Genomic DNA, 20,895 nt, shown 5'->3' on the forward strand with positions numbered 1-20,895 from the left:
GCCGCCCGTGCCGGCGGCGCGGAACCCTCGGGTCGTCGAGGGCCCGTACCTCCATACGCGCCCGGGGGCCCGGGCGTTCAGCGCTCGGCTTCGGAGGGCAGAGCTCAGCCCTTGCGGGCCACCCCGCCGAACATCGCGACCTCCTCCGGCTCGGCCCCGTGGTCGTCCTGCGGGCGCCAGCGCGAGCAGGACACGACACCGGGGTCCAGCAGTTGCAGACTGTCGAAGAAGCGGGCCACGTCCTCGGGGGTGCGCTGGGTCAGCTTCGGGGTGCCGTGCTCGTTCCAGAACGTCACCGCCTCGTCCACGTCCGGCATCGCCGGGTGGGTGACGGTGTGCGACAGCACCAGGTGGCTGCCCGCCGGCAACCGGTCCGTCAACCGCCGCACCAGGCCGTACGGGTCCTCGTCGTCGCCGATGAAGATGACCACGCCGAGCAGCATCAGCGCCACCGGCTCGTTGAAGTCCAGCGTCTTCGCCGCGTGTTCGAGGATCGCCTCGACATTGCGCAGATCCTCGTCCAGATAGTCGGTACGGCCCTCTGGCGTGCTCGTCAGCAGGGCACGCGCGTGCGCGAGGACCAGCGGGTCGTTGTCGACGTACACGATCCGCGCCTGGGGCGCGATCCGCTGGGCGACCTCGTGCGTGTTGCCGGCGCTGGGCAGCCCGGTCCCGATGTCCAGGAACTGCCGGATGCCCACCTCGCCGACCAGGTGGCGCACCGCACGGCCCAGGAACAGCCGGTCGGCACGCGCGTACTCCCCGATGCCGGGGTGCAGTTGGCGGATGCGGTCGCCGGCCGCGCGGTCCACCTCGTAGTTGTCCTTGCCGCCGAGCCAGTAGTTCCAGATCCGGGCGGTGTGCGGCCGGCCGGTGTCGATACGGGCACGCAGCTACACGGACGCGTCGCCGGGGGCTGCCGGGTTGTCGGTCACGTGGGTCAGCTCCTGGGTATGGATGAGTTGCCGGACGAGGGACACACCGTTCAAGACGCAATCCCGGCGCCCGAGTTGATCTCCGCTCGGCTCCCGGGCGTTCCGGTCGTTCCCGCGCCCCGCACGGACTCCTATCGTGAGCCCCATGACCCGCATCCCGCACGCCGTTCCCGGCGAACCCGACCCGCTGCGTACCCTCGGCCTGGAGCAGCTGCGCCGCCGTACCAGCATGAAGTGGCGCACCTACCCCGAGGACGTGCTGCCGCTGTGGGTGGCCGAGATGGACGTACCCCTCGCCGGACCCGTCGTCCGAGCCGCGACCGACGCCCTCGCCCTCGGCGACACCGGATACCCCGCCGGCACCGCCTACGCCGAGGCGCTGGCCGCGTTCGCCGTCGCACGCTGGAACTGGGACGGGATCGCCGTCGAGCGCACCGCGATCGTTCCGGACGTGATGCTCGGTGTGGTCGAGATGCTCAAACTGGTCACCGGGCCCGGCGATCCAGTGATCGTCAACCCGCCGGTGTATCCGCCGTTCTTCCAGTTCGTCACGCACATGGAGCGCCGGGTGGTCGAAGCCCCGCTCGGCCCCGGCCTGCGCATCGACCCGGCCGCCCTGGAGGAGGCGTTCCGGGAGGCGACTGCCGGGACCGGCCGCGCCGCCTTCCTGCTGTGCAGCCCGCACAACCCCACCGGCACCGTGCACACCGCCGACGAACTGGCCGCCGTCGCCGCCCTCGCCGAGCGCTACGGCGTCCGGGTCGTCGCCGACGAGATCCACGCCCCGCTCGTCTTCCCCGGCGTCACCTTCGTGCCGTACCTGAGCGTGCCCGGCGCCGAACGCGGCCTGTCCCTGATGTCGGCCTCCAAGGGCTGGAACCTGGCCGGCCTCAAAGCCGCCCTCGCCCTCGCCGGACCCAAGGCCGCCACCGACCTCGACCGGCTGCCCGAGGAGGTCGGCCACGGCCCCAGCCACCTCGGCGTCATCGCCCACACCGCCGCCCTGCGCGAGGCCACCGGCTGGCTCGACGCCCTGCTCACCGGACTTCAGGCGAACCGGCGACTGCTCACCGGCCTGCTCGCCGAGCAGCTGCCCGCGATCCGCCTGCACCCCGCCGAGGCCACCTGTCTCGCCTGGCTCGACTGCCGCGCCCTCGGCCTCGGCGACGACCCCGCACAGGTCTTCCTCGACCGCGGCCGGGTCGCCCTCAGCTCGGGCCTGCCCTTCGGCACCGGCGGCGCGGGGCACGTACGGCTGAACCTGGCGACCTCTCCGGACATCCTCACCGAGGGGGTACGGCGCATGGCCGCGGCCCTGGCACGACCGAGCGGGGCGCGCACGAGCCGTACGGCCTCCTAGACTGCCGTGCATGGACGACACGCGGCTGGACCGGCTCGGCTCCGGCAAGTACCTGCTGGTCACCAGCCATCGCAGGGACGGCACCCCCGTCGCCACCCCGGTGTGGGTGGTCCGGGACGGTGACACCCTCGGCGTCTGGACGACCGCCGACAGCTTCAAGGTCAAGCGGATCCGCCGCCGCGCCGACGTCCTGGTCGGCCCCTGCGACCTGCGCGGCAACCCCACCGGCGACCAGGTGCCGGCCGCCGCGGAGATCACCGACGCCGCCACCACCGCCCGCTACCGGGACCTCATCGCCCGCAAGTACGGCATCGTCGGCCGCCTCACCCTGCTGGGCAGCCGGCTGCGGCGCGGACTGGACGGAACGGTCGGGATCCGGGTGACCCTGGCGGAGTGAGACGACCCCCGCGGAGTGCGGGCCGCCCGGAACCGAGCCTGCTCCCGCAAGGGAGTTGCCCCCGGAGCCGAGGCGCCGGGGACGGCGGCGCGGTGCCGTCAGGTCCAGGCGCCCCGGTACGGCTCGTCCAGCAGCTGGAAGACCGGCTCGCCCCGCACCGGATCCTGGGCGGTGGACAGCCGGACCCGGTCGCCGCTGTGGATGCCGATCGGCGGGCCCATGACCCGGCCCCGTACGACGAATCCCTCGGCCATCTCTATCAGTGAGACATTGCGTGCCGCGGGCGTGTTGCGGTGCACCACGGTGGAGTGCCGGACCGTGCCGACGCCCTCGCTGCGCTCCGTGCGCAGCTCGCTGCCCTGGCACACCGGACACAGCAGCCGGTGGTACATCGCGGTGCCGCACCAGGTGCACCGCTGGAAGACGATGGCGTCCCTGGAGTCCGCGGAGACGGGGTCGAGAACACCCGCCGCGGAACCGGCCGCCGGATGCGAGGCGCTTGCTGAGTGGTGGTACACGCTGGTCAACTCCCTGCGCTCGGCCGGAATCCCGCGTGTCCGGCGCGCACCGGGCACACGCGTGCGCGGCAGCCGTGCCACCGTGCACGCCGACAGAGTATGGCACTCAGTGTCACTCGTAAAGGCACTGCGTACCCCCAATCTGCGGGCCGGGGGTATCAGGTGCGACCGAGTGCCGTCTCCAGCTCCTGCACCACTCGCCACAGCGGGGCGTCCCGGCGGGACACCAGCACCACCACGTCCTCGGGACCGCCCTCCGTCCCGCCGGGCGGCGGCCATTCGATCCGGGCAGGCGCCGCGACCGGCTCGGTCGTGTGCCCGAACGCCCGTTGCACATACCCCAGCGCGTGGTCCACGGCCGCTCCCGCGTCGCCCAGACCGTCCGAACGCAGCCACGAGCGCAGGGCGTTGTTGTGCGCGGCGACCACGGCGGCCGCGATGACATCCGCCCGCAGTGTTCCGTCGGGCCGGCCCGCGAACCGTCCGCGCAGGTACTCGGCGAGGGCGCGTTCGTAACGCCACACCACCGACAGCTCGTAGGCCCGCAGGCCCGGCACCTGCTTGGTGAGGCGATAGCGCTGCACGGAGAACGCCGGGTTCTCCGCGTACATCCCCAGCACCAGCCGGGCCGCGTCACACACCCGGCGCACCGGCTCGTGCTCCTCCTCGCTCGCGGCGAGAAAGGCGGTCATATCGGCCAGGCAGCGCTCGTGGTCGGGGAAGACCACGTCCTCCTTGGAGGGGAAGTAGCGGAAGAACGAACGCCGGCCGACCCCCGCCAGGGCCACGATGTCGTCCACGGTGGTCTGCTCGTACCCGCGTTCCAGGAAGAGCTGGAACGCCGCCGCGACGAGGGCATCGCGCATCGGCGGCTTCACGGCCGGTGCCGCGCTGCTGGAGCTCATGGAGGGGAACGTAGCACCCGGATGAGCCATATGACACTCAGTGCAGTCCGAGTAGGTGCATGGGGGAACTGAGTGCTGCGGATGGGCGCCGGTCCTGGGGCCGGGGTCCGCGCCGCGCAGCACCGAGTGCGGGTTGCCGGCCAGGTCGGGGCTGGGAACGGGAGCGGCCGTACCCCGACGTAACCTTTCTGCATCCACCGCCGACACGGCGCCTTTCCGTGCCCGCCGCCGACACGGCCGCATCCGCCCGAGGAGACCCCGTATGCCCGCCGCCCGCCCCCGTCTGCTCTACGTCACCGATCTGGCGTACGAGGCCCGCGGGCGCCGCTACTGCGACGAGGACATCTTCCTCACCTCCCGGCTGCGCGCCCGCTTCGACCTCGCCCTGTGCCATCCGCTGGACGCCGAGGCGCTGATGGACGGCTTCGACGCCGTGGTCGTCCGCAACAGCGGGCCCGTCCTCGGCTACCAGCGCGCGTACGACGCCTTCCGCGCGCGTGCCCTCGCCACCGGCGCAGGGGTGTACAACCCGCTCACCGGCAAGGCGGACATGGCCGGCAAGCAGTACCTGCTCGACCTGAGCGCCGCGGGCTTCCCCGTCATACCGACGGTCGGCCGCGCCGAGGAACTGCACCTGCTGCCGGCCGCCGAGCGGTACGTCGTCAAGCCCATGCTGGGCGCCGACTCCCTCGGCCTCAGGATCGTGCCCGCAGGCCAGGTGCCCGCGCTCGCCACCGGCCAGGTCCTGATCCAGCCCTGCGTCGACTTCGTCCACGAGGTGTCCTTCTACTTCGTCGACGACGACTACCAGTACGCCCTGTACGCCCCCGACCCGCGGCGCCGCTGGGAGCTTAAGCCCTATGCGGCCACCGCCGCCGACCTGGAGTTCGCCCGGCGGTTCATCGACTGGAACGACCTCGGCCACGGCATCCAGCGCGTCGACGCCTGCCGCACCCGCGACGGCGACCTCCTGCTGGTCGAACTGGAGGACCTGAACCCCTACCTGTCCCTCCAGGCTCTGCCGGAGGAGGCCAGGGACGCCTTCGTCACCGCGTTCACGGCGTCCCTGAGCCGGTTCGCGCAGGAAGCGCGGGGGATGCTCAGCCCAGCCTGACGGTGACCCGCCGGGTGGCCCCGGCCGTGCCCGTGAGGTCGGCGAAGGGGGCGCCGTGCCCGACGGCGGCACGGGTGTCCTCCGAGCGTTTGGAGGATGTCGGCCACGCCTGAACGGCGGCACTTCCGTCGTCGTATCTCAGCACGGGGACGACGGAAGGAGAGCCAGGTGCCGACACCTCCCGATCCCGAACGGCCGCATCCCCGACCGGTCCTGGAACCCGTCCGGGTCCTGCGGCCCCGCCGTCTCGACGGGCTCGCGGAGCTGATGCGCGAGATGGACAGCGTTCCGGCGCGAGCAGCAGACACCGACGAGGCGGAGACACAGGAGCTCCCGCCCGTACCGCCACAGCCCCGCACCACGTCCGCCCTGCGCCGGACCGCCGTCGCCGGGGCGGTGGCCGCCGCGGCTCTCCTCGGTTTCGGCGGCGCCCTGCTCCTCACCGGCCGCCAGCAGGCCGCGGCGACCGCACCCCCGCATCGGCCGGCGACGACCGCACCGCCCGCCACGTCACCGGCACCGACCCTGACCGCATCCCCCGCGCCCACCGCCGCCACCGACCCCGACGGCCCCGGCACCCTCCGCCCGGGCGACACCGGCCCCGGGGTCACCGAACTGCAGGAACGGCTGCTCCGCATCCCGGACGTCTACCGCGACGGCTCCACCAGCGGTACCTACGACGCCGACCTGACCGCGGCCGTGGCCCGGTTCCAGCTCTGGTACGGCATCAGCGGCGACGAGACCGGTGTCTACGGCGACGACACGCGCCGCGCGCTGGAGTCGCGGACCAGCCTGGGCGACGATTCATGAGAGGGGCGCAGGGAACCCCGGGGAAGCGGCGCGGGCGGCCTCCGGGCCTTCCTGCGTACGCCGAGGCCGGGCCGTAGCGGCGGACGGGAGCGCGGTGCCATGACGGACGTGGACGGGACGCGGAGCACGCGGGACGTGGACGGTGCGGCGGCCCCGGAGGGCATGAACGGCGCCACGGACGGTCCCATGAAGAGCGCCACGGACGACTCCCTGAACGGCCCCCTGCACGGCTCCATGGCCGGCTTCTTCGCACGGCTGGACCCCGACATGTGCGTGGTCACGGCCGTGGCCGACGGTGAGCGGGCCGGGTGTCTGGTCGGCTTCGCCTCGCAGTGCTCCATCCGGCCGCCCCGGTTCACCGTCTGGCTGTCCAAGGCCAACCACACCTACCGTGTCGCCCGGGCCGCCCAGCACCTCGGCGTCCACCTGCTCACCCGGGACCAGCGGGACGTCGCGGAACTCCTCGGCGGCGAGACCGGCGACAAGACCGACAAGTTCGCGCACCTGGAGTGGACGGAAGGGTACGGCGGCGCGATGGTGCTGCGGAACACGGCGGCCTGGTTCGTCGGCACCATCCTCCACCGCACCGACGGAGGCGACCACGTCGGCTTCGTCCTGGATCCGGTGCAGTGGGGCGAGGGACCCGGCGGGCCGCTGCTGCGCCTGTCCGACGCGGTCGGCATCAAGGCCGGTCACCCCGTGGAGTGAGCGGATTCGAACACCGGGAGACACTCCGAAGAAGGCATTGCCCCGGCGGTGACCCGGCGCCATCATGGGCAGCCTGCGGCCGACGGCCGCGCGTACCGCCGCACCACGACCGAAAGCCAGCCCGATGACCGGCTCCCGCATTCCGGGCCTGCTCGTGCCCGCTGTCTTCCTGCTGGCCCTCGTCGTCGGGGTGCTCTGGTACTGGCGGCACCGGAACGACGACTGATCCCGGCCCCGCCCCCGGCGGCGTCACGGGTCCCGGCGCCGCCCGGCCCTAGTCGTCCGTGCCCGGCGCGTCCGCCCCGTCCGTCAGGTCCTCCAGCGGCATCCTGATGTCCAGCACGCACACATCGTCCCGCCCCTCCTCCGCGAGCATCGTGGCGAGCAACGCGTCCAAAGATCCGGACGCGCCGCAGCCCTGGTCGCGCACCGCTTCGGCCAGCCGGTCCAGGCCCGCTTCGAGGCTCTCGCCGGGGCGCTCGACCAGGCCGTCGGTGTACAGCAGCAGCCGGTCCCCGGGCTCCAGGCCGAGTTCCGCCGCCTCGAAGACGGGGGCCGCGCTCGCGCCGAGCAGCATGCCGCCGGGCCGGTCGAGATAGCGCACCTCGCCCCGGCGCGAGAGCAGCGGCGGCAGATGCCCGGCCTGCGCCCAGGCGAGCTCGTGCCGGCGGGGGTCGTAGCGGGCGAGCACCATGGTGGCGGTGGTCTGGGTGTCGCGGGAGTGCAGCAGCAGGTAGTTGAGCCGCAGCAGCACCCCGGTCAGCGAGGAACCGGTGGTGACCATGCCCTTCGCGCTGAACCTGAGCTGGGCCATCGTGGCCACGGCGTCGACGCCGTGGCCCGCGACGTCACCGACCACGAACAGCACGTTGTCGTCGGGCAGTTCGATGGCACTGAACCAGTCGCCGCCCACATGGATTCCGGACTGGGCGGGCAGATACGCGACCTCGATGCGCAGCCCGGCCAGCCGCACCGGCTTGCTCGGCAACGGCAGCAGGGCGTGCTGCAGCCGGGCGGCCAGGGCCCGCTCGGCCTGCAGGATCCCGCGCTGCAGCAGCATCGCCCGCTCGCTCTCCACGAGCGCCAGTTCCGCGCTGCGCTGCCTGGTGAGGTCCTGGACGAAGCCGTGCACCTCGACGGTGGTGCCGTCCGGCGCCCTGACGGCCTCCGCGACCAGCCGCAGATGCCGGACCCCCTCGGGCGTGTCCATGCGGAACGGCATGTCGAACCGCCGGGCGTGGCGGACGAGTTCGGCGATCGCGTGGGTGAGCGGCCCCGCGTCGTCCGGCAGGGCGAGGTCAGGGAGCCGTTCCAGAGCGAGCGGCCGCTCGGCCTGGGGGCGGCCGAGGACGGCGTACGTCTGCTCGGACCAGGAGATCTCCCCGGTGATCAGGTTCCAGTTGGCCCAGCCGAGGTTGCCGAGCCGCTGCACATCGGCCAGCCGCTGCTCCTGCCGCTCGGCGGGGTCGTGCCGCACCCAGGTGACCAGCAGCCCCTCGCCCAGCGGAGCGGCCCGCACCGAGTAGGTGGCGACCACAGGCACGTCGCCGACCACCTCCTGATGGACGAACGACTCGCTCTCGAACGGCACCCCGGCCCCCAGCGCCTGGAGACAGCCCTGCCACAGCGGCTCGCCCGCGACGGCCGGATAGCTCTCCAGGACCTGTCTGCCGACCAACTCCCGGCCGGACCGGCCCAGCACGTCGACCGCCCCGGAGGTGGCGGCCTCGATGCGGTAGTCCGCCACCTCGCCGGAGGCGGCGCGCAGCGGCGTCAGCAGGATCGCCGCGCCCGGCAGCGCGTCGAACACCGCCTGCACGGTCTGGGCGACGGCGCCGCCGGTGCGTTCCCGCGGGGTGTCGAAGGCGCGCAGCCGACCCGCGCACAGCCGGGCCACTGCCTGCAGCAGCCGCCGCTCGCGCGGTTCGAACGTCCCGCCGCGGCTGCGCCACACGCCGAGGACGACATGCGCGGAGTCCCCGGCCGGCATGGGCAGCCAGGCGCGGCTGGGCCAGCGCTCCGGCGACTCCCCGATGATCGGACACCGGTCGCGGTCCCCGGAGAGGTCCTCCAGCCATCGCGGCTCGCCGGACCGCAGGGCGTCGAGCGGGACCGTTCCGGTCGCCGGGGGGACGTACCGCCACTGCGCGGCGAAGGTCGTGTCGAGACCGGCGTGCCCGATCAGTTCGAGACCGCCCTCGGGCAGCCGCGTGTACAGCATCACGGCGTCGGCGTCCGTCTCCGGCGCGATGTGGCCCAGCAGGCACCAGGCCAGCTCGTGCGGCGTGCCGACCCGGACCAGGTCCCGGCCGATGCGCCCGAGTGTCTTGGCGAGGTCCACCGCGCCGGTTGGCGCGCCCCAGGAGTCGGCGGCCTGCGGTTCGGCGGGTGACGTGCCGTCCGGCCGCTCCTTCGGCGGCGGCAGGGCGCCCAGGGTGAGCCAGCACTGTTCCAGGAGCGTGCGGTTGCCGTCCGCGGCGCGCCGCAGCAGCTCCTCGTGCGCGGCCGCCGGGGAACATCCGGTGACGGCCATGAGCACGCCCTTGGCCCTCTCCTGGACCGCCGAGGTGGCGGCCAGGTCCCGCAGCCGTTCCATCTCCGCGCGCTGCCGGGCCACGACCCTGGCCAGTGCGGCCGGATCGCCGCCGACGGGATTCGCCGGGTGAACGGGCTCGCTCGTCACGCGACGAGCATGGCACATCGGGGCCCGCTCGATCACTCTTCTGGCGGGTCGGGATTCATACGAGCTTCACACGAGCTTCGTACGATCACCCGAGGGCACCCGCAAGTCGTCCGTGTGATCCCCGCACGAGGGGAAACGGTGGTGCGCCGTCGGTCGACGGAGCCGGTGGAGGTCTGTGGATCAGCGGCCCGTGCCGCGTCCGGCCAGGGCCTCGCTGACCGCGCGGACGCTGCGCGCTATGTGCTGCAGCTGCAGGACCTCGGCGGCGTACAGCTTGATCGTGTGCTCGATGACCGACTCGGGCAGGCCGAGCATCGGCAGCTCGGCCCGTGCGGTCTGCAGTGCCGTCCGGGCCACCCGGATCTCCTGCTGGACCTGCAGCTGGGCGTGCCGGGCGAGCAGGACGGGGTGGCGGATGAGGGCCGGATAGCTGGCGTAACGCGCGGGGATCAGCTCACGCAGCCACTTGGCCGCCGAGCGCTCCCAGTCGTACGAGCCCGGCGTCTTGACCTGGCAGGGCCAGTCGGGGCTGATACGGGTGCTGGTCAGGGGCATGGTCATCGCTTCCGGTGTGCGGCGTCGTGAGGGTGGTCCGACGGGTGCGGGGCGGCCCCGGCCTAGGGGATGGCCGGGGCCGCCACGGGCGCGTCGCGCAGACGGCGCGCCCCGGTACACCCCGGGCGCCGACGTGGGTAGGGGACGGCGGCTGGGGGTGTCCGTGCGGGGCCCCGGGCGTCGGCAACCGGCGCTGCGTGGTGACTGGGCATACGCATGGGCGGTCCGTCGGCTTTCTCGGGGCGGTTGTGCGAGCGGTGAGTCCGCAGGTGCGGAACGTGCCCGGAGTGGGCCGGGCGCGATCCGTGAGCAGTATTTATATATGCCGTCCGGTTTGCAAGACGTATGAAAACATTCATGCGTGATTTGTCGTGGATGATCCCCGTCCATGGCAGGGGAGACCGCAGGATCTTCACCGCATCCGGCGTCGCGGCCGCACGAATGCGCCGGATTCAGTCCTTCATGAAGAACTGGTGCTGGTCGGAGAGCTGCTCGTACTTCTCCAGCCGGGCCTGGGTGCGCTCCGGATCGGCGTCGGTCATGGCCTGCAGCAGCGCGGCGGCCATCACGCCCGGCGCGGCGTAGGAGTCGAAGACCAGCCGGGAGCCGGTGCCGGTGGCGAAGGTGACGTCGGCCTCGTCGGCCACCGGCCCGAGCGCCAGGTCGGTCACCAGGGCGACCTTCAGACCCGCGCCGCGGGCCACCCGGACGGCCTGCAGCGTCTCCTGGGAGTGCCTCGGCATGGCGAAGGCCAGCACCCAGGTGCCGCCCGCCTCGCGGCACTGCAGCAGCGCGTCGTAGGCCACGCTGCCGCCCCGGGTGACCAGCCGCACGTCGGGGTGGATGCGGCGGGCGGCGTATCCGAAGTACTCGGCGAGCGACTCCGAGATGCGCAGGCCCAGCACCGTCAGCGGGGTGGAGCGGGACAGCTCGCGGCCGACCCGGATGATCTGGTCGGGGTCGGCGAAGTCGCGCCGCAGGTTCTCCAGGTTCTCGATCTCGGCGTCGACGGCCGCCTGCAGCTCGTTGGCCCGGTTCTCCTCGGCCGGCCCGCCGGCCAGCGTGCTCAGCGCGATCGCCTGCAGCCTCTCGCGCAGGGCGGGGTAGCCGCTGAAGCCGACGGCGCCGGCGAAGCGGGTGACCGAGGGCTGGCTGACCCCGACCCGGTCGGCCAGCTCGGTGATGGACAGGAACGCGGCCTCGGTGATGTGCTCGATCAGGTACTGGGCGATGCGCCGCTGCCCCGGCGACAGACGGGGGCCGTCGAAGAGTTCCCTGAGCCGCGAGGTCGGGGCGGCCTCGGCCGCGGGCACGGTCTTGCCGGACGTGATCGCTGATGCCTGTGCGCGTGCCTGCTGCGGCGAGGGCACCGGTCCGCCTCCATTGTCTGCCACAAGCACTCAACATAGCTCACCCACCGTCAGGAACAGGGGGTTGAGCAGGAGGTTTCAGCGCCGGAAGAGGCTGATGGAATCGCCCACGGCACCGGCGGGCCGGCTACTGCCGACCAGCTCGGCGAGCCGCCCGCGCGCCTTGGCGAGCGCGGAGTCCGAGACCACCAGCAGACCGTGTACCCGCTGCGGCGGCACGCTGCGCGGATCGGCGGCGTGGATGCCGTAGTACGACGGCACCCCGCTGCCCTTGTACACCAGCCACACCCGCTCGCCCGGATACCGCTCCCGGAGCCGGTCGGCGAGCCGGCCCAGGTCCTGTCCCCAGTCCACGTTGGAGTCGTGCAGCAGCCGGTGGGTGTGGGCGGGGCCGCCGAAGGCCTCGTTGGAGTACGGCAGGTAGTACGGGAACGTCCGCAGCGAGCTCACGGCCGTGCACAGCACCAGTGCCGCCGTCACGGCGGCCGTCCACCGCCGGCCGGGCCGGGGCACACAGGCCGCCGCCACCGCGAGCAACATCGGCACGAACAGCGCGTACCGCGTGCCGAAGTCCCGCGACCCCGTCATGGCCGCCGCGAGCAGCACCCCGGGCGGCAGCAGCACGTACGGCGCCGCGGGCCGAAGCCGCCGCACCGCCACGACCGCCACCGCACCCGCCGCGCCCAGCGCCAGCAGCCCGAGCGGCGTCTTCACCAGCAGGGCGGCCGGCAGGTAGTACCAGAGCGAGCCGGTGTACAGGTGCCCGAACAGATAGCCCTGCCACGGCTGGTCCTCCAGCCCGAACTGCACCCGCATCCCCGCCCGGTAGGCACCGGGCACCGGCAGCAGGTCCACCAGCCGGCCGCGCAGCCCGTGCAGGGCCGGGACCGGTTCGGCGGGGGAGAACCGCAGGCCGGGATCCACGGCCAGATACGCGGCCCAGACGACGGCGAGCGCCACCCCAGCCACGACGACCGCACCGCCCAGCGCCGACAGCGCATTCCGGCGCCGGCCGCCGGGGGCACCCGCGAGGACGGGCAGAGCCGTGCGCAGGGGCGTACCGGCCGCGCCGGAAGGCGTGGGCAGCGACAGTGCCTCGTGCGGGCGAGCGCCCGCGGGGCCCGCGAGGGCGGAGCGGGCCGTACGCCGGTGAGGATCGGCCCGGGTCGTGAGGGCGGACAGGACCCGCCGGGCCCGGCCCGTGCGCGTCGGCGGCCCGCCGGTCGGAAGGGTGACCCGTTCCCGACCGTCGTCGCTCGTACCCGGGCCGTCGGCGTGCGGTGTCCGCCGCTTCCGGCCGTCGCCCGTGTCCGGCCCGCCGGTTCCCGGCGCCTCCCGCTCCCGGCGGAGGCTCGTGTCAGGGCGCGCGCCGGTCGGGTGCATGTCCCGTTCCGGGCCGATGTCCGTGTGCCGTCCGCCCCTTGCGTGTGCACCCCCTGCCAGGCGCGGGTCCGCGTACGGGCTCGCGTCCGGCCGATCCCCCGGCGGCAGCCCCGGTCCCCCGCGCGCCGTCAGGACGGCCGCCGCGGCCAGCGCCATCAGCACCGGAACCGCCGGCAACGCGCTCATCTTGGTCGCCACAGCCGCGCCGAGAGCCGCCCCGGCGAGCGGCAGGTACGGCCGGGGCCGGCGCCGTGCCCGCCACACCAGCCAGGCCGACGTCAGCACGAACCCGGCCATCGGCACGTCCAGCGTGGCCAGCGAGCCGTGGGCGATCAGATCGGGCGAGAAGGTGTACAGGGCGAGTGCCACCAGGCCGCCCGCCGCGCCCGTCAGGTCGCGGGCGAACGCGAAGGCGACCAGGCCGAACAGCAGCGTCAGCACGATCACCGGAAGCCGCGCCCACAGCATCACACGCCAGGGGTCGTTGCCCGACGCGTAGAGCAGATGCCGGCCCACATCCCCCTGGGTGCCGGTGTACGACGGGTCGTAGTGCGGGTCCGCCACCGCCACACCCGTCGCGATCAGCAGCTTGCCGAGCGGCGGATGCTCGGGGTTGTAGCGGATCCGGTGCTCGTGCAGATAGTCGGTGGCGGTCGCGACGTACACCGGCTCGTCGATGGTCGGGGTCTGCTGGACGGCCGTGGTGACCATCGCCGCGGCCATCTGGGCGAGCAACAGCGCGGCCAGCAGCGGCACCAGCCAGCGCCGGTGGCGGCGCAGCCGGGCGCGGAGGCGGGCGGCGGGCGGCCGGCGCGGGCCCTCCACGGCAGCCGCACGGGTGAGGAGCAAGTGCTGTTCGCGCGCCATCATCCGCCCCGAGGTGGCACCGGCCGGGGCGCGGCGGGAACGGTCGTGGGCCGGATCATGGCCCTACTGTCGCACCGCTCCCGCCGCCGCAGGCGTCACCGCTTCACGAGTCGTACCGACAGACCTTCTGCCGTGTACACGGGTACGGCCCGCAGCCGGTCGGAGTTCACCTCGATCCGGATGAACCGGCCGCGCAGCCGGGGCACGTCGACGACCGGCAGGGTGCTGCCCTCGGCCGGCGGCCGCTCGGTGTCCAGCCGCAGCGACAGCACCGCCGAGCCGCCCAGCACGGCCAGGTGCTGCACCGTCAGCGGCGCCTTGCGGCCGGCTCGCAGGGTGACCTGCAGCGTGCCCGCGTCCTGCGCGTAGGCGCCGCGCACCCGCAGCCGTCCGGCCATCCGCAGGGTGCCGCCCGCGACCCGCACGTCGCCGTGGCCGAGGGCGTCCTCGGAACCGGCGACCAGCGTGCCCTCGGCCAGCACCGTCCCGCCCGTGTAGCGGTTGCGGCCGGTCAGCGTCAGCGAGCCGGTGCCACGCTTGGTCAGGCCGCCGCGCCCGTCGATGTCGTTGCGCCAGGCGTCGGCGGCCGAGAAGCCGCCCGCCGCCGCGTCCAGCGTGACCGAGACATCCGCGTCGAAGGCGCCGTAACCGTCCGCCGCGGCGAACAGGTTGAGCCGGCCCCACTGCTCGAAGCCGTCGAGGAGGACGTACCCGGAGGGCAGGCCGGTGGTGCGCAGCACCTCGCGGCGCTGATCGGCCGTCAGATACGGCAGGCGGGTCTCCAGCAGCACCTCCGCGCCCTTCGGCACGGTCAGCGGCAGATCGCGGCCCTGCCGGGTGAGGACGTACGTCAGCCGGGGCCCGACCGTGCGGGCGCCCGCGTCCCGGTCGGCGTACGGGTCGGTGCCGGTGTGGGCGTAGGCGTACAGCGTGTCGGCGGTGGCACCGGTCTGCGCGGTGAACCAGGCGAGGGCCTGGGCACGGGCGGCGGCCTTCAGACCCGCGTTGGCCGGGTCGGCCAGGGTGGCCGCGGCGAGCGCGGTGGCCATGATCCGGCCGCCGATGACGTCGACGGGGTGGTGCATGCCCGCCACGATCCGGGTGTGGCTCAGCTCGAACGCGCGGGTCACCAGCTCCTGGAAGCGCTCGGGTACGGCGTAGGCGTAGGCCAGCGCGGCCAGGTGGAAGGCGTTGGTGTGGCCGCTCGGGAAGCCGCCGTCGTCGGCCGGGGAGGTGCCGCGCTGGCGCAGCAGCTGCGGGGCGACGACCACCGGTGAGTCGTACACGGGGAAGCCGAACGCGTCCGTCCTCCCCGTGTCGACGACCTCGCTGTCCTCGGTCAGGCGCCACGGACGCGGGTACTGGTAGGCGTACTTGGCGGGGTTGCCGGAGGCGTAGGGTCCGCGCACGGTGTCGACCAGTTCGGCGACCTTGCCGAGGGCCGAGTCGTGGGCGCCGGCGCCGAGGGCCGAGCCGGCCGGGGCGTCGGCCGGTACGGCGTCGCTGACGGTGGTCGCGGGTGTGCCGTCGGGCGCGCTCGTGATCGATGTGACCGCCTTCGCGCCCGCCTTATAGAGGCCGGCGAGCGGGCCGAGGCCGGCGATCAGCGCGTAACTCTGGTGCTGGCGGTCGTAGACGAACGCCTCCTTCGCCTGTGCGTCGGTGCGCGTCTGCGTGACGCGGGCGCAGTAGTCCAGGTCGGCGCGCAGCACCTCGGGGCGCAGCGGGGCGCCGCTGTTCCAGGCGGAACCGGTCTTCCACACCTGGGCGAAGCCGCCGAGGATCCGGATCACCGCGTTGGTCTCGGGCGTGAGGTTGGCGACGACGTTTGTCTTGTAGTCGTCCACGAACGCGGCCGGGGCGGTGGCGGCCTTCGCGTCGGCCGCCGGCAGCCAGGCGGCGACGGCCGGGGCGGCGAGTACGCCCGCCGACGCGGCCAGCGACGTCTTGAGGAACCCGCGCCGGTTCGGCACGGAGGAGGGGTGCCCGGCAGGTGACGGCATGCCTGTGCCTCTCAGGAGTCGTCCACGGGGCGCCCGTCGGGATGTGCCGACTTGTGCGATCCCGTGGAGAAGAAGGGGGAAGAAGTCGAACTGCTGAATATCTAGGGCTGTGGTGTGACCCGCCGGGGAGGCCCCGGTGGTCTCCGCGTGGTCGGCGGGTGAACGCGGGGCGCACGCCGCACAGAAACGCCCAGACCCTGTCCTGGCCTCACAGGAGCGAACGTGCCAGCGCCACCGCCCCGTCGACCGGCGGCACCCGCAGCGGCCGCGGCCGGGTGGACGGCAGGGACTCGGCGAGGGCGGCGGTGAACGCGTCGTAGAGCAGCGGCTGGGCGAGAACCATGCCGCCCGCGACCACCACGTCGTCCGCCGGCACACCTCGCCGGGCCAGCAGCGCCACGAGGGCGGCCAGTGACCGGCCCCCGGCGGCGATCACCGCGTGGGCGAGCGCCGAGCCGGCCTCGGCGGCGGCGAAGACGGCCGGTGCGTGCCGTCCCCACTCGGCGGAGGGATCCGTGGCACGCTCCAACGCCGCTCCCAGAGCGGGCACTTCGGGCACGCCGAACGCCTCCAAGAGCGCCGCCGCCAGCGCGTCGGGTGCCTCGCCGCGGTCGTGCGCGGCCCAGCAGGCGCGGGCCGCCTCCCGGACCAGCCCGGCCGCGCCGCCCTCGTCGCCGAGGGCCGCGCCCCAGCCGCCGACCTGCACGGGGGTGCCGTCGGCGCGCCGGCCCACCGCCACCGAGCCGGTGCCGGCGACCACGCCGACGCCCTTGTCCAACCCGGCGGCGGGGACGAGTAGTTCGGCGTCACCCACGACCAGCGCGGGCACGTCGACGTACGCACGCAGGGCGGTGCGCAGCAGCGCGCACTGGCGCGGGGTCTCACAGGCGTGGCCGCCCACGGCCAGCGCCGACGGGCGGACCCCGGACGGCAGCCCGTCGGTGACCAGCCCGGCCAGCCAGGACGCGGCGGCCGCGGCGTCGTGCGGCCGCCAGCCCCCGCTCGCGCGGACGAGGTCGGCGACTTGAGCGTCCCCGGCCACGGCCCGCAGATGCGTCTTGGTGCCGCCCACGTCGATGCCGACCAGGACGGGCGTGGAGTCCTGCACGCAACCTCTTTCGTCGGTGCGCTGCTTACGACGGTGGGCGAACCGTGCCTGGGTGAAGGGTGGTTGGAGCGGTCGGGAAGCCCCGGGACGGGCCTCGGGCGGAGTACGGCAGGCGAGTACCGTGAAGTTCGTTAGGAAGTTAACTAACCAAGTACAGTGCGTCAAGAGGCGTCGCGCTCAAGGCCCTTGGGATCACCGGGGCCGCCCCGCGTGACGCCGGGCATTCCCAGCGCCGTTGTCCGGGGTGCCCTGCCGACAGCGGTCCTTGACCTGTGGGAGAACCGTGGAACACGACGTGGTGACGGCGCCCTGGCTGTCCGAGAGCGCGAGCGCGGTCTTCGCCGTGCTCGCCCGGGCGGGCAGCGCGACCCGGCCGCAACTGGCGAGCCTCGCCGGGCTGTCCAAGCCGACGGTGTCCTCCGCCGTCGCCGAACTGGAAAGCGCCCGGCTCGCCGCCCTCTCCGGCACCGCCTCCAGCGGCACCGGCCGCACGGCCGCCGTCTACCGGCTCGGCCCGGACGCCGGCGCCGTGCTCGCCGTCGACCTGGGCCCCGACCGCACCCGGGTACGGGGCTGCGCCCTGGACGGGAGCCTGCTGGCCGAGGCCACCGGCTCCCGGGCCGACGCCGCCGACGCCGTACGCGAGGCCCTCGGTACGCTGCCCGCCGGTGTCCCGCTGCGCACCGTCGTCGTCGCCGTCGGCGATGTCACCGCACGGGCGGCGGAGGGCGGCGGGATGCGTCCGGCGACCGACAAGGCGGGCCCGGTCTTCGACTCCATGGCCGTCGCACTGCCCCCGGGAGTCCCCGTCCACCTGGAGAACAACGTCAACTGCGCCGCCCTCGCCGAACTGCACCAGGGCGCCGCCCGGGGCCGCGGCACCTTCGGCTATCTCCGCATCGGCGTGGGCGTCGGCCTCGGCATCGTCGTCGACGGCCGGGTGCTGCGCGGGGCGAACGGCGCCGCCGGTGAGCTGGCCCGGCTGCCCTACCCCTGGGACGACGGCCGCGAGCCGCGCTTGGAGGCGCTGGAGGAGTACATCGGCGCCCGTTCGCTGCTGCGGCGTGCCGCCGAGGCCTGGCGGGCCGTGGACGGCCCCTGCCCGGCCACCACCGCACGGCTGTTCAGGCTCGCGGGCCAGGGGTGCGCCCCGGCCCGCACCGTCGTCGCCCGCCATGCCGCCGACGTGGGCCGGCTCGCAGCCGCCGTGGCCGCCGTGCTCGACCCCGGCCTGATCGTGCTCGGCGGCAGCACCGGCGCCGACCCGCAGCTGCTGCCCGGGGTGCGCACCGAACTGGCGCGGCTGAGCTGGCCCACCGAGGTGGTCAGCAGCACCGTCGGTGACCTGGGCACCGTCGTGGGCGCGGCCCGGCTCGCGGTTGCCCGCGGTGTCCGAACCGTGACCGAGGCCGCGCGAAGGAAGGATTGACGGCCTCCGGCTCGTTCTGCCAATGTCCGGACAAGCGCTTTCTAAGCCGGTCGGGACACCGGCTTGGGGTGGCATCCGGGCCGTACGCGACGTACGGCGCGGCGCACGAGGGCGTGCTCGTGCGTCACCGGCCCGCAGGCGGCCGGGGATCCCACCCGCAACTCAGGCGGCGCGGCCGGGCGAGGCCGCCCCCGGGAGGCGCACGTTCGCCAGTACCGCACCCGTGCCGCAGCGACCGCGCACCCGCACCCCCGTGCCGCGGCGACCGGCCGGACATCCGACACGCACCTTCAGGGAGGACCCGGTGGGTCACCAGATCTCGCGTAGAACCCTCTTCCGCACCGCGAGCGGGCTCGCCGTCGCAGGCGCTCTCGGGCCCGCGCTCACGGCCTGCGCGGGCGGCACCGGAGCCGGCACCACCAGCAGCAGGCTGACCATGACCTGGTGGGGCAGCGACGAGCGGCACGCGGCCTACAAGAAGGCGCTGGCCTACTTCCAGCAGAAGAACCCGAAGATCAGGATCCAGGAGACCTACTCCGGATACGACGGCTACTTCAACAAGTTCAACACCCAGATCGCCGGCGGCAGCACCCCCGACCTGCTGCAGATGGACACCGCGCTGGTCGCCCAGTACGCCCGCAAGGGAGTCCTCGCCCCGCTCGACGACTACGTCGGCAAGTCCCTGGATCTCACCGGCTTCTCCAAGACGCTGCTCGCCGCCGGCACGGTGGACGGCAAGCTGTACGGCGTACCGTCCGGTATCGGCACCAACCAGCTCACCGTCAACCGCAGCGGACTGGAGAAGCTGGGCCTGAAGTTCCCGGACGCCGAGTGGAGCTGGTCCGACCTGAAGAAGATCGCCGTCGACGTCAACAAGAAGAGCGGCGGCAAGCTCTTCGGCGTCGACGACGGTGGCGGCGGCACCCTCAACGCCTTCGAGATCTTCGCCCGCGAGCACGGCCAGAACCTGTTCTCGGACGACGGAAAGAAGCTCGGCTTCACCTCGGACACCCTCCAGGCGTGGTGGGAGTACTGGGCCGAGATGCGCAGGATCAACGCCTCCCCGGCGGCCGCGGTCACCTCCGCGGCGCACAACGACCTCACCAAGAACGGCGTAGTCATCGGCAAGACCCTCTTCACCTTCGACATCGGTGTCTACGGCGCGGGCGGCTCGATCACCAGCGCCACCCTGGACTTCCTGCCCACTCCGCAGGGCGACTGGTCCGGCGCCCGGGAGGGCAACTTCCTCAACGGCGGTGTGCTGCTGAGCGCCACCAAGTCCAGCAAGCGCGTCGCCGACTCCGTGAAGATCATGTCGTTCTTCGCCCAGGACGCCACGGCCATCAAGGACATGCAGCTGCTGCGCGGCATCCCACCGACGGACAAGGCGCGCGGCCTCATCAGCGCGGGCCTGGACGACACCGACAAGCGGGACATGGCGAACGCCGACTACATCTCCAAGCGGGTCGCCAAGGCCACCGGCGCGCTGCCCGCCCCGCCGCCCCCGCCCGCGGCCGCCACTCAGATCTGGGACCTGCTGTTCCAGTCGAATCTCGCCATCGCCTTCGGCAAGACGACGATCAAGGCGCAGCTGGGCAAGTTCTTCGACCAGGCGGCAGGAATCCTGAGCGCCTGAGCGCTCCGCTGGAAGCACGGTGATGAACCCGCGGGCCGGTGGGGGCTGGTCGCGCGGTTCCCCGCGCCGGCACTTCACCAAGGCCGCCTAGCCGCGCCGCACCACCGAACACCGGGAGAGGGCCAGGGAGATGAGTATGACCACCGCGCAGACCGGCGCGGTCGCCGAGGAGCCGTCGGCTCCGGCGGCCCCGTCCGACCAGCGGGAGAGCGACCGGATGCGGCGCCGCCTCGCCCATCGTCGGGGCGGAGGCTGGTGGCCGTACCTTTTCCTGGCCCCTTGGTTCGTGGGCTTGTTCGGCCTGACGATCTACCCGATGCTGGACTCGCTGTACCTGTCCTTCACCAGGTTCGACCTGCTGTCTGCCCCGCAGTGGATCGACGTCGGCAACTACCGGAAGATGTTCACCGACGACCCGGTCTTCTGGGACTCGGTGCACGCCACGCTCCTGTACGTCGTCGTCTCCGTCCCGCTGAAGCTGGCGTTCGCGCTCGGCGTGGCCATGCTGCTCAACCGCCCGCTGAAGGGCATCGGCCTGTACCGGGCCGCCTTCTACCTGCCCTCCCTGCTCGGCGGCGCGGTCGCCGTGGCCATCGTGTGGCGGCAGGTCTTCGGCGGCGACGGCCTGTTCAACCACTTCCTGGGCTGGTTCGGCATCAAGGGCCAGGACTGGATCTCCAGCCCCGACACCGCGCTCTACACGCTGGTGCTGCTGGCCGTCTGGCAGTTCGGCACCCCGATGGTCATCTTCCTGGCCGGTCTGAAGCAACTGCCGAAGGACGTGTACGAGGCGGCCGCCATCGACGGCGCCGGACCCGTCACCCGCTTCTTCAGGATCACCCTGCCGTTGCTCACCCCGATCGTCTTCTTCAACGTCGTCCTGCAGATCATCGACGCGTTCAAGACCTTCACGCCCGCCTTCGTCATCAGCAACGGCACCGGCGGACCGCTCGACTCGACCATGCTCTACTCCCTCTACCTGTACAAGAAGGGCTTCGCAGACCTGCAGATGGGCTACGCATCGGCGCTGGCCTGGGTGCTGTTCCTGGTCATCGCGGGCTTCACGGCGGTCAACTTCGTCGCCGGCCGCTACTGGGTCCACTACGACGACTGA

The 20,895-nt window shown here is 73.2% G+C and carries 18 protein-coding genes; 8 read left to right on the forward strand and 10 right to left on the reverse strand.

Going from position 1 to position 20,895, the window contains the following annotated elements; all coding sequences use genetic code 11:
* Window positions 1–104: 104 nt before the first annotated feature.
* On the reverse strand, window positions 105–893 hold the full coding sequence (locus tag ACFYOH_RS14740; protein ID WP_388625964.1) for an SAM-dependent methyltransferase: 789 nt from the start codon (window positions 891–893) through the stop codon (window positions 105–107).
* Between the two features lie 187 nt (window positions 894–1,080).
* Here ACFYOH_RS14740 and ACFYOH_RS14745 point away from each other — a divergent pair, with 187 nt between their 5' ends.
* Both ACFYOH_RS14745 and ACFYOH_RS14750 read left to right on the forward strand, forming a co-directional pair.
* Entirely contained in the window at window positions 1,081–2,295 is a 1,215-nt protein-coding gene (locus tag ACFYOH_RS14745) for a MalY/PatB family protein (protein ID WP_388625500.1), read from the forward strand.
* A 10-nt stretch (window positions 2,296–2,305) separates the two neighbouring features.
* Window positions 2,306–2,692: a PPOX class F420-dependent oxidoreductase gene (locus tag ACFYOH_RS14750; protein WP_388625503.1), complete on the forward strand. Its 387-nt coding sequence runs from the start codon at window positions 2,306–2,308 to the stop codon at window positions 2,690–2,692.
* A gap of 98 nt (window positions 2,693–2,790) precedes the next feature.
* On the opposite strand, the gene ACFYOH_RS14755 is transcribed toward ACFYOH_RS14750, so the two are convergent.
* Complete coding sequence (locus ACFYOH_RS14755; protein WP_388625505.1) at window positions 2,791–3,210, reverse strand: Zn-ribbon domain-containing OB-fold protein; 420 nt, start codon at window positions 3,208–3,210, stop codon at window positions 2,791–2,793.
* Between the two features lie 158 nt (window positions 3,211–3,368).
* Window positions 3,369–4,115: a TetR family transcriptional regulator gene (locus ACFYOH_RS14760; protein WP_388625508.1), complete on the reverse strand. Its 747-nt coding sequence runs from the start codon at window positions 4,113–4,115 to the stop codon at window positions 3,369–3,371.
* 262 nt (window positions 4,116–4,377) lie between these two features.
* Between ACFYOH_RS14760 and ACFYOH_RS14765 the strand changes: the two genes are divergently transcribed.
* Window positions 4,378–5,229 (forward strand): hypothetical protein, encoded by an 852-nt coding sequence (locus ACFYOH_RS14765; RefSeq protein ID WP_388625511.1) that lies wholly within the window; start codon window positions 4,378–4,380, stop codon window positions 5,227–5,229.
* Here the strand turns inward: ACFYOH_RS14765 and ACFYOH_RS14770 are convergent.
* On the reverse strand, window positions 5,216–5,374 hold the full coding sequence (locus ACFYOH_RS14770; RefSeq protein ID WP_388625514.1) for a hypothetical protein: 159 nt from the start codon (window positions 5,372–5,374) through the stop codon (window positions 5,216–5,218). The genes ACFYOH_RS14765 and ACFYOH_RS14770 overlap by 14 nt on opposite strands.
* Window positions 5,375–5,397: 23 nt before the next feature.
* Here ACFYOH_RS14770 and ACFYOH_RS14775 point away from each other — a divergent pair, with 23 nt between their 5' ends.
* Both ACFYOH_RS14775 and ACFYOH_RS14780 read left to right on the forward strand, forming a co-directional pair.
* Window positions 5,398–6,039 carry a peptidoglycan-binding protein gene (locus tag ACFYOH_RS14775; protein ID WP_388625517.1) on the forward strand — a complete coding sequence of 214 codons (642 nt, stop codon included), beginning with the start codon at window positions 5,398–5,400 and terminating at the stop codon, window positions 6,037–6,039.
* A 234-nt stretch (window positions 6,040–6,273) separates the two neighbouring features.
* Window positions 6,274–6,747 carry a flavin reductase family protein gene (locus tag ACFYOH_RS14780; protein WP_388625965.1) on the forward strand — a complete coding sequence of 158 codons (474 nt, stop codon included), beginning with the start codon at window positions 6,274–6,276 and terminating at the stop codon, window positions 6,745–6,747.
* Between the two features lie 274 nt (window positions 6,748–7,021).
* On the opposite strand, the gene ACFYOH_RS14785 is transcribed toward ACFYOH_RS14780, so the two are convergent.
* The 6 genes from ACFYOH_RS14785 to ACFYOH_RS14810 all read right to left on the reverse strand — a co-directional run bounded on the left by ACFYOH_RS14785 (window position 7,022) and on the right by ACFYOH_RS14810 (window position 16,716).
* Window positions 7,022–9,448 (reverse strand): SpoIIE family protein phosphatase, encoded by a 2,427-nt coding sequence (locus ACFYOH_RS14785; protein WP_388625520.1) that lies wholly within the window; start codon window positions 9,446–9,448, stop codon window positions 7,022–7,024.
* A 162-nt stretch (window positions 9,449–9,610) separates the two neighbouring features.
* Complete coding sequence (locus ACFYOH_RS14790; protein WP_228618288.1) at window positions 9,611–9,991, reverse strand: hypothetical protein; 381 nt, start codon at window positions 9,989–9,991, stop codon at window positions 9,611–9,613.
* Window positions 9,992–10,437: 446 nt separating this feature from the next.
* Window positions 10,438–11,355, reverse strand: coding sequence for a MurR/RpiR family transcriptional regulator (locus ACFYOH_RS14795; RefSeq protein ID WP_388625967.1), 918 nt, complete (start codon window positions 11,353–11,355; stop codon window positions 10,438–10,440).
* Between the two features lie 78 nt (window positions 11,356–11,433).
* Window positions 11,434–13,608, reverse strand: a complete 2,175-nt coding sequence (locus ACFYOH_RS14800; RefSeq protein WP_388625524.1) for a phospholipid carrier-dependent glycosyltransferase — start codon at window positions 13,606–13,608, stop codon at window positions 11,434–11,436.
* A 92-nt stretch (window positions 13,609–13,700) separates the two neighbouring features.
* A complete protein-coding gene (locus tag ACFYOH_RS14805) occupies window positions 13,701–15,608 on the reverse strand; it encodes a phosphatase PAP2 family protein (RefSeq protein ID WP_388625527.1) in 1,908 nt (635 codons plus the stop codon).
* A 208-nt stretch (window positions 15,609–15,816) separates the two neighbouring features.
* Window positions 15,817–16,716, reverse strand: coding sequence for a BadF/BadG/BcrA/BcrD ATPase family protein (locus ACFYOH_RS14810; protein ID WP_388625529.1), 900 nt, complete (start codon window positions 16,714–16,716; stop codon window positions 15,817–15,819).
* Between the two features lie 283 nt (window positions 16,717–16,999).
* On the opposite strand from ACFYOH_RS14810, the gene ACFYOH_RS14815 reads away from it, so the two are divergent.
* The 3 genes from ACFYOH_RS14815 (at window position 17,000) to ACFYOH_RS14825 (ending at window position 20,895) form a co-directional block, all read left to right on the forward strand.
* Window positions 17,000–18,145, forward strand: coding sequence for an ROK family transcriptional regulator (locus ACFYOH_RS14815; RefSeq protein ID WP_388625531.1), 1,146 nt, complete (start codon window positions 17,000–17,002; stop codon window positions 18,143–18,145).
* 304 nt (window positions 18,146–18,449) lie between these two features.
* Entirely contained in the window at window positions 18,450–19,781 is a 1,332-nt protein-coding gene (locus ACFYOH_RS14820; RefSeq protein WP_388625534.1) for an ABC transporter substrate-binding protein, read from the forward strand.
* Window positions 19,782–19,917: 136 nt separating this feature from the next.
* The gene (locus ACFYOH_RS14825; protein WP_388625537.1) at window positions 19,918–20,895 is read left to right on the forward strand and encodes a carbohydrate ABC transporter permease; all 978 of its coding nucleotides are present in this window, start codon (window positions 19,918–19,920) and stop codon (window positions 20,893–20,895) included.

The sequence above is a fragment of the Streptomyces sp. NPDC007856 genome, from assembly GCF_042868225.1.
Taxonomy (GTDB): domain Bacteria; phylum Actinomycetota; class Actinomycetes; order Streptomycetales; family Streptomycetaceae; genus Streptomyces.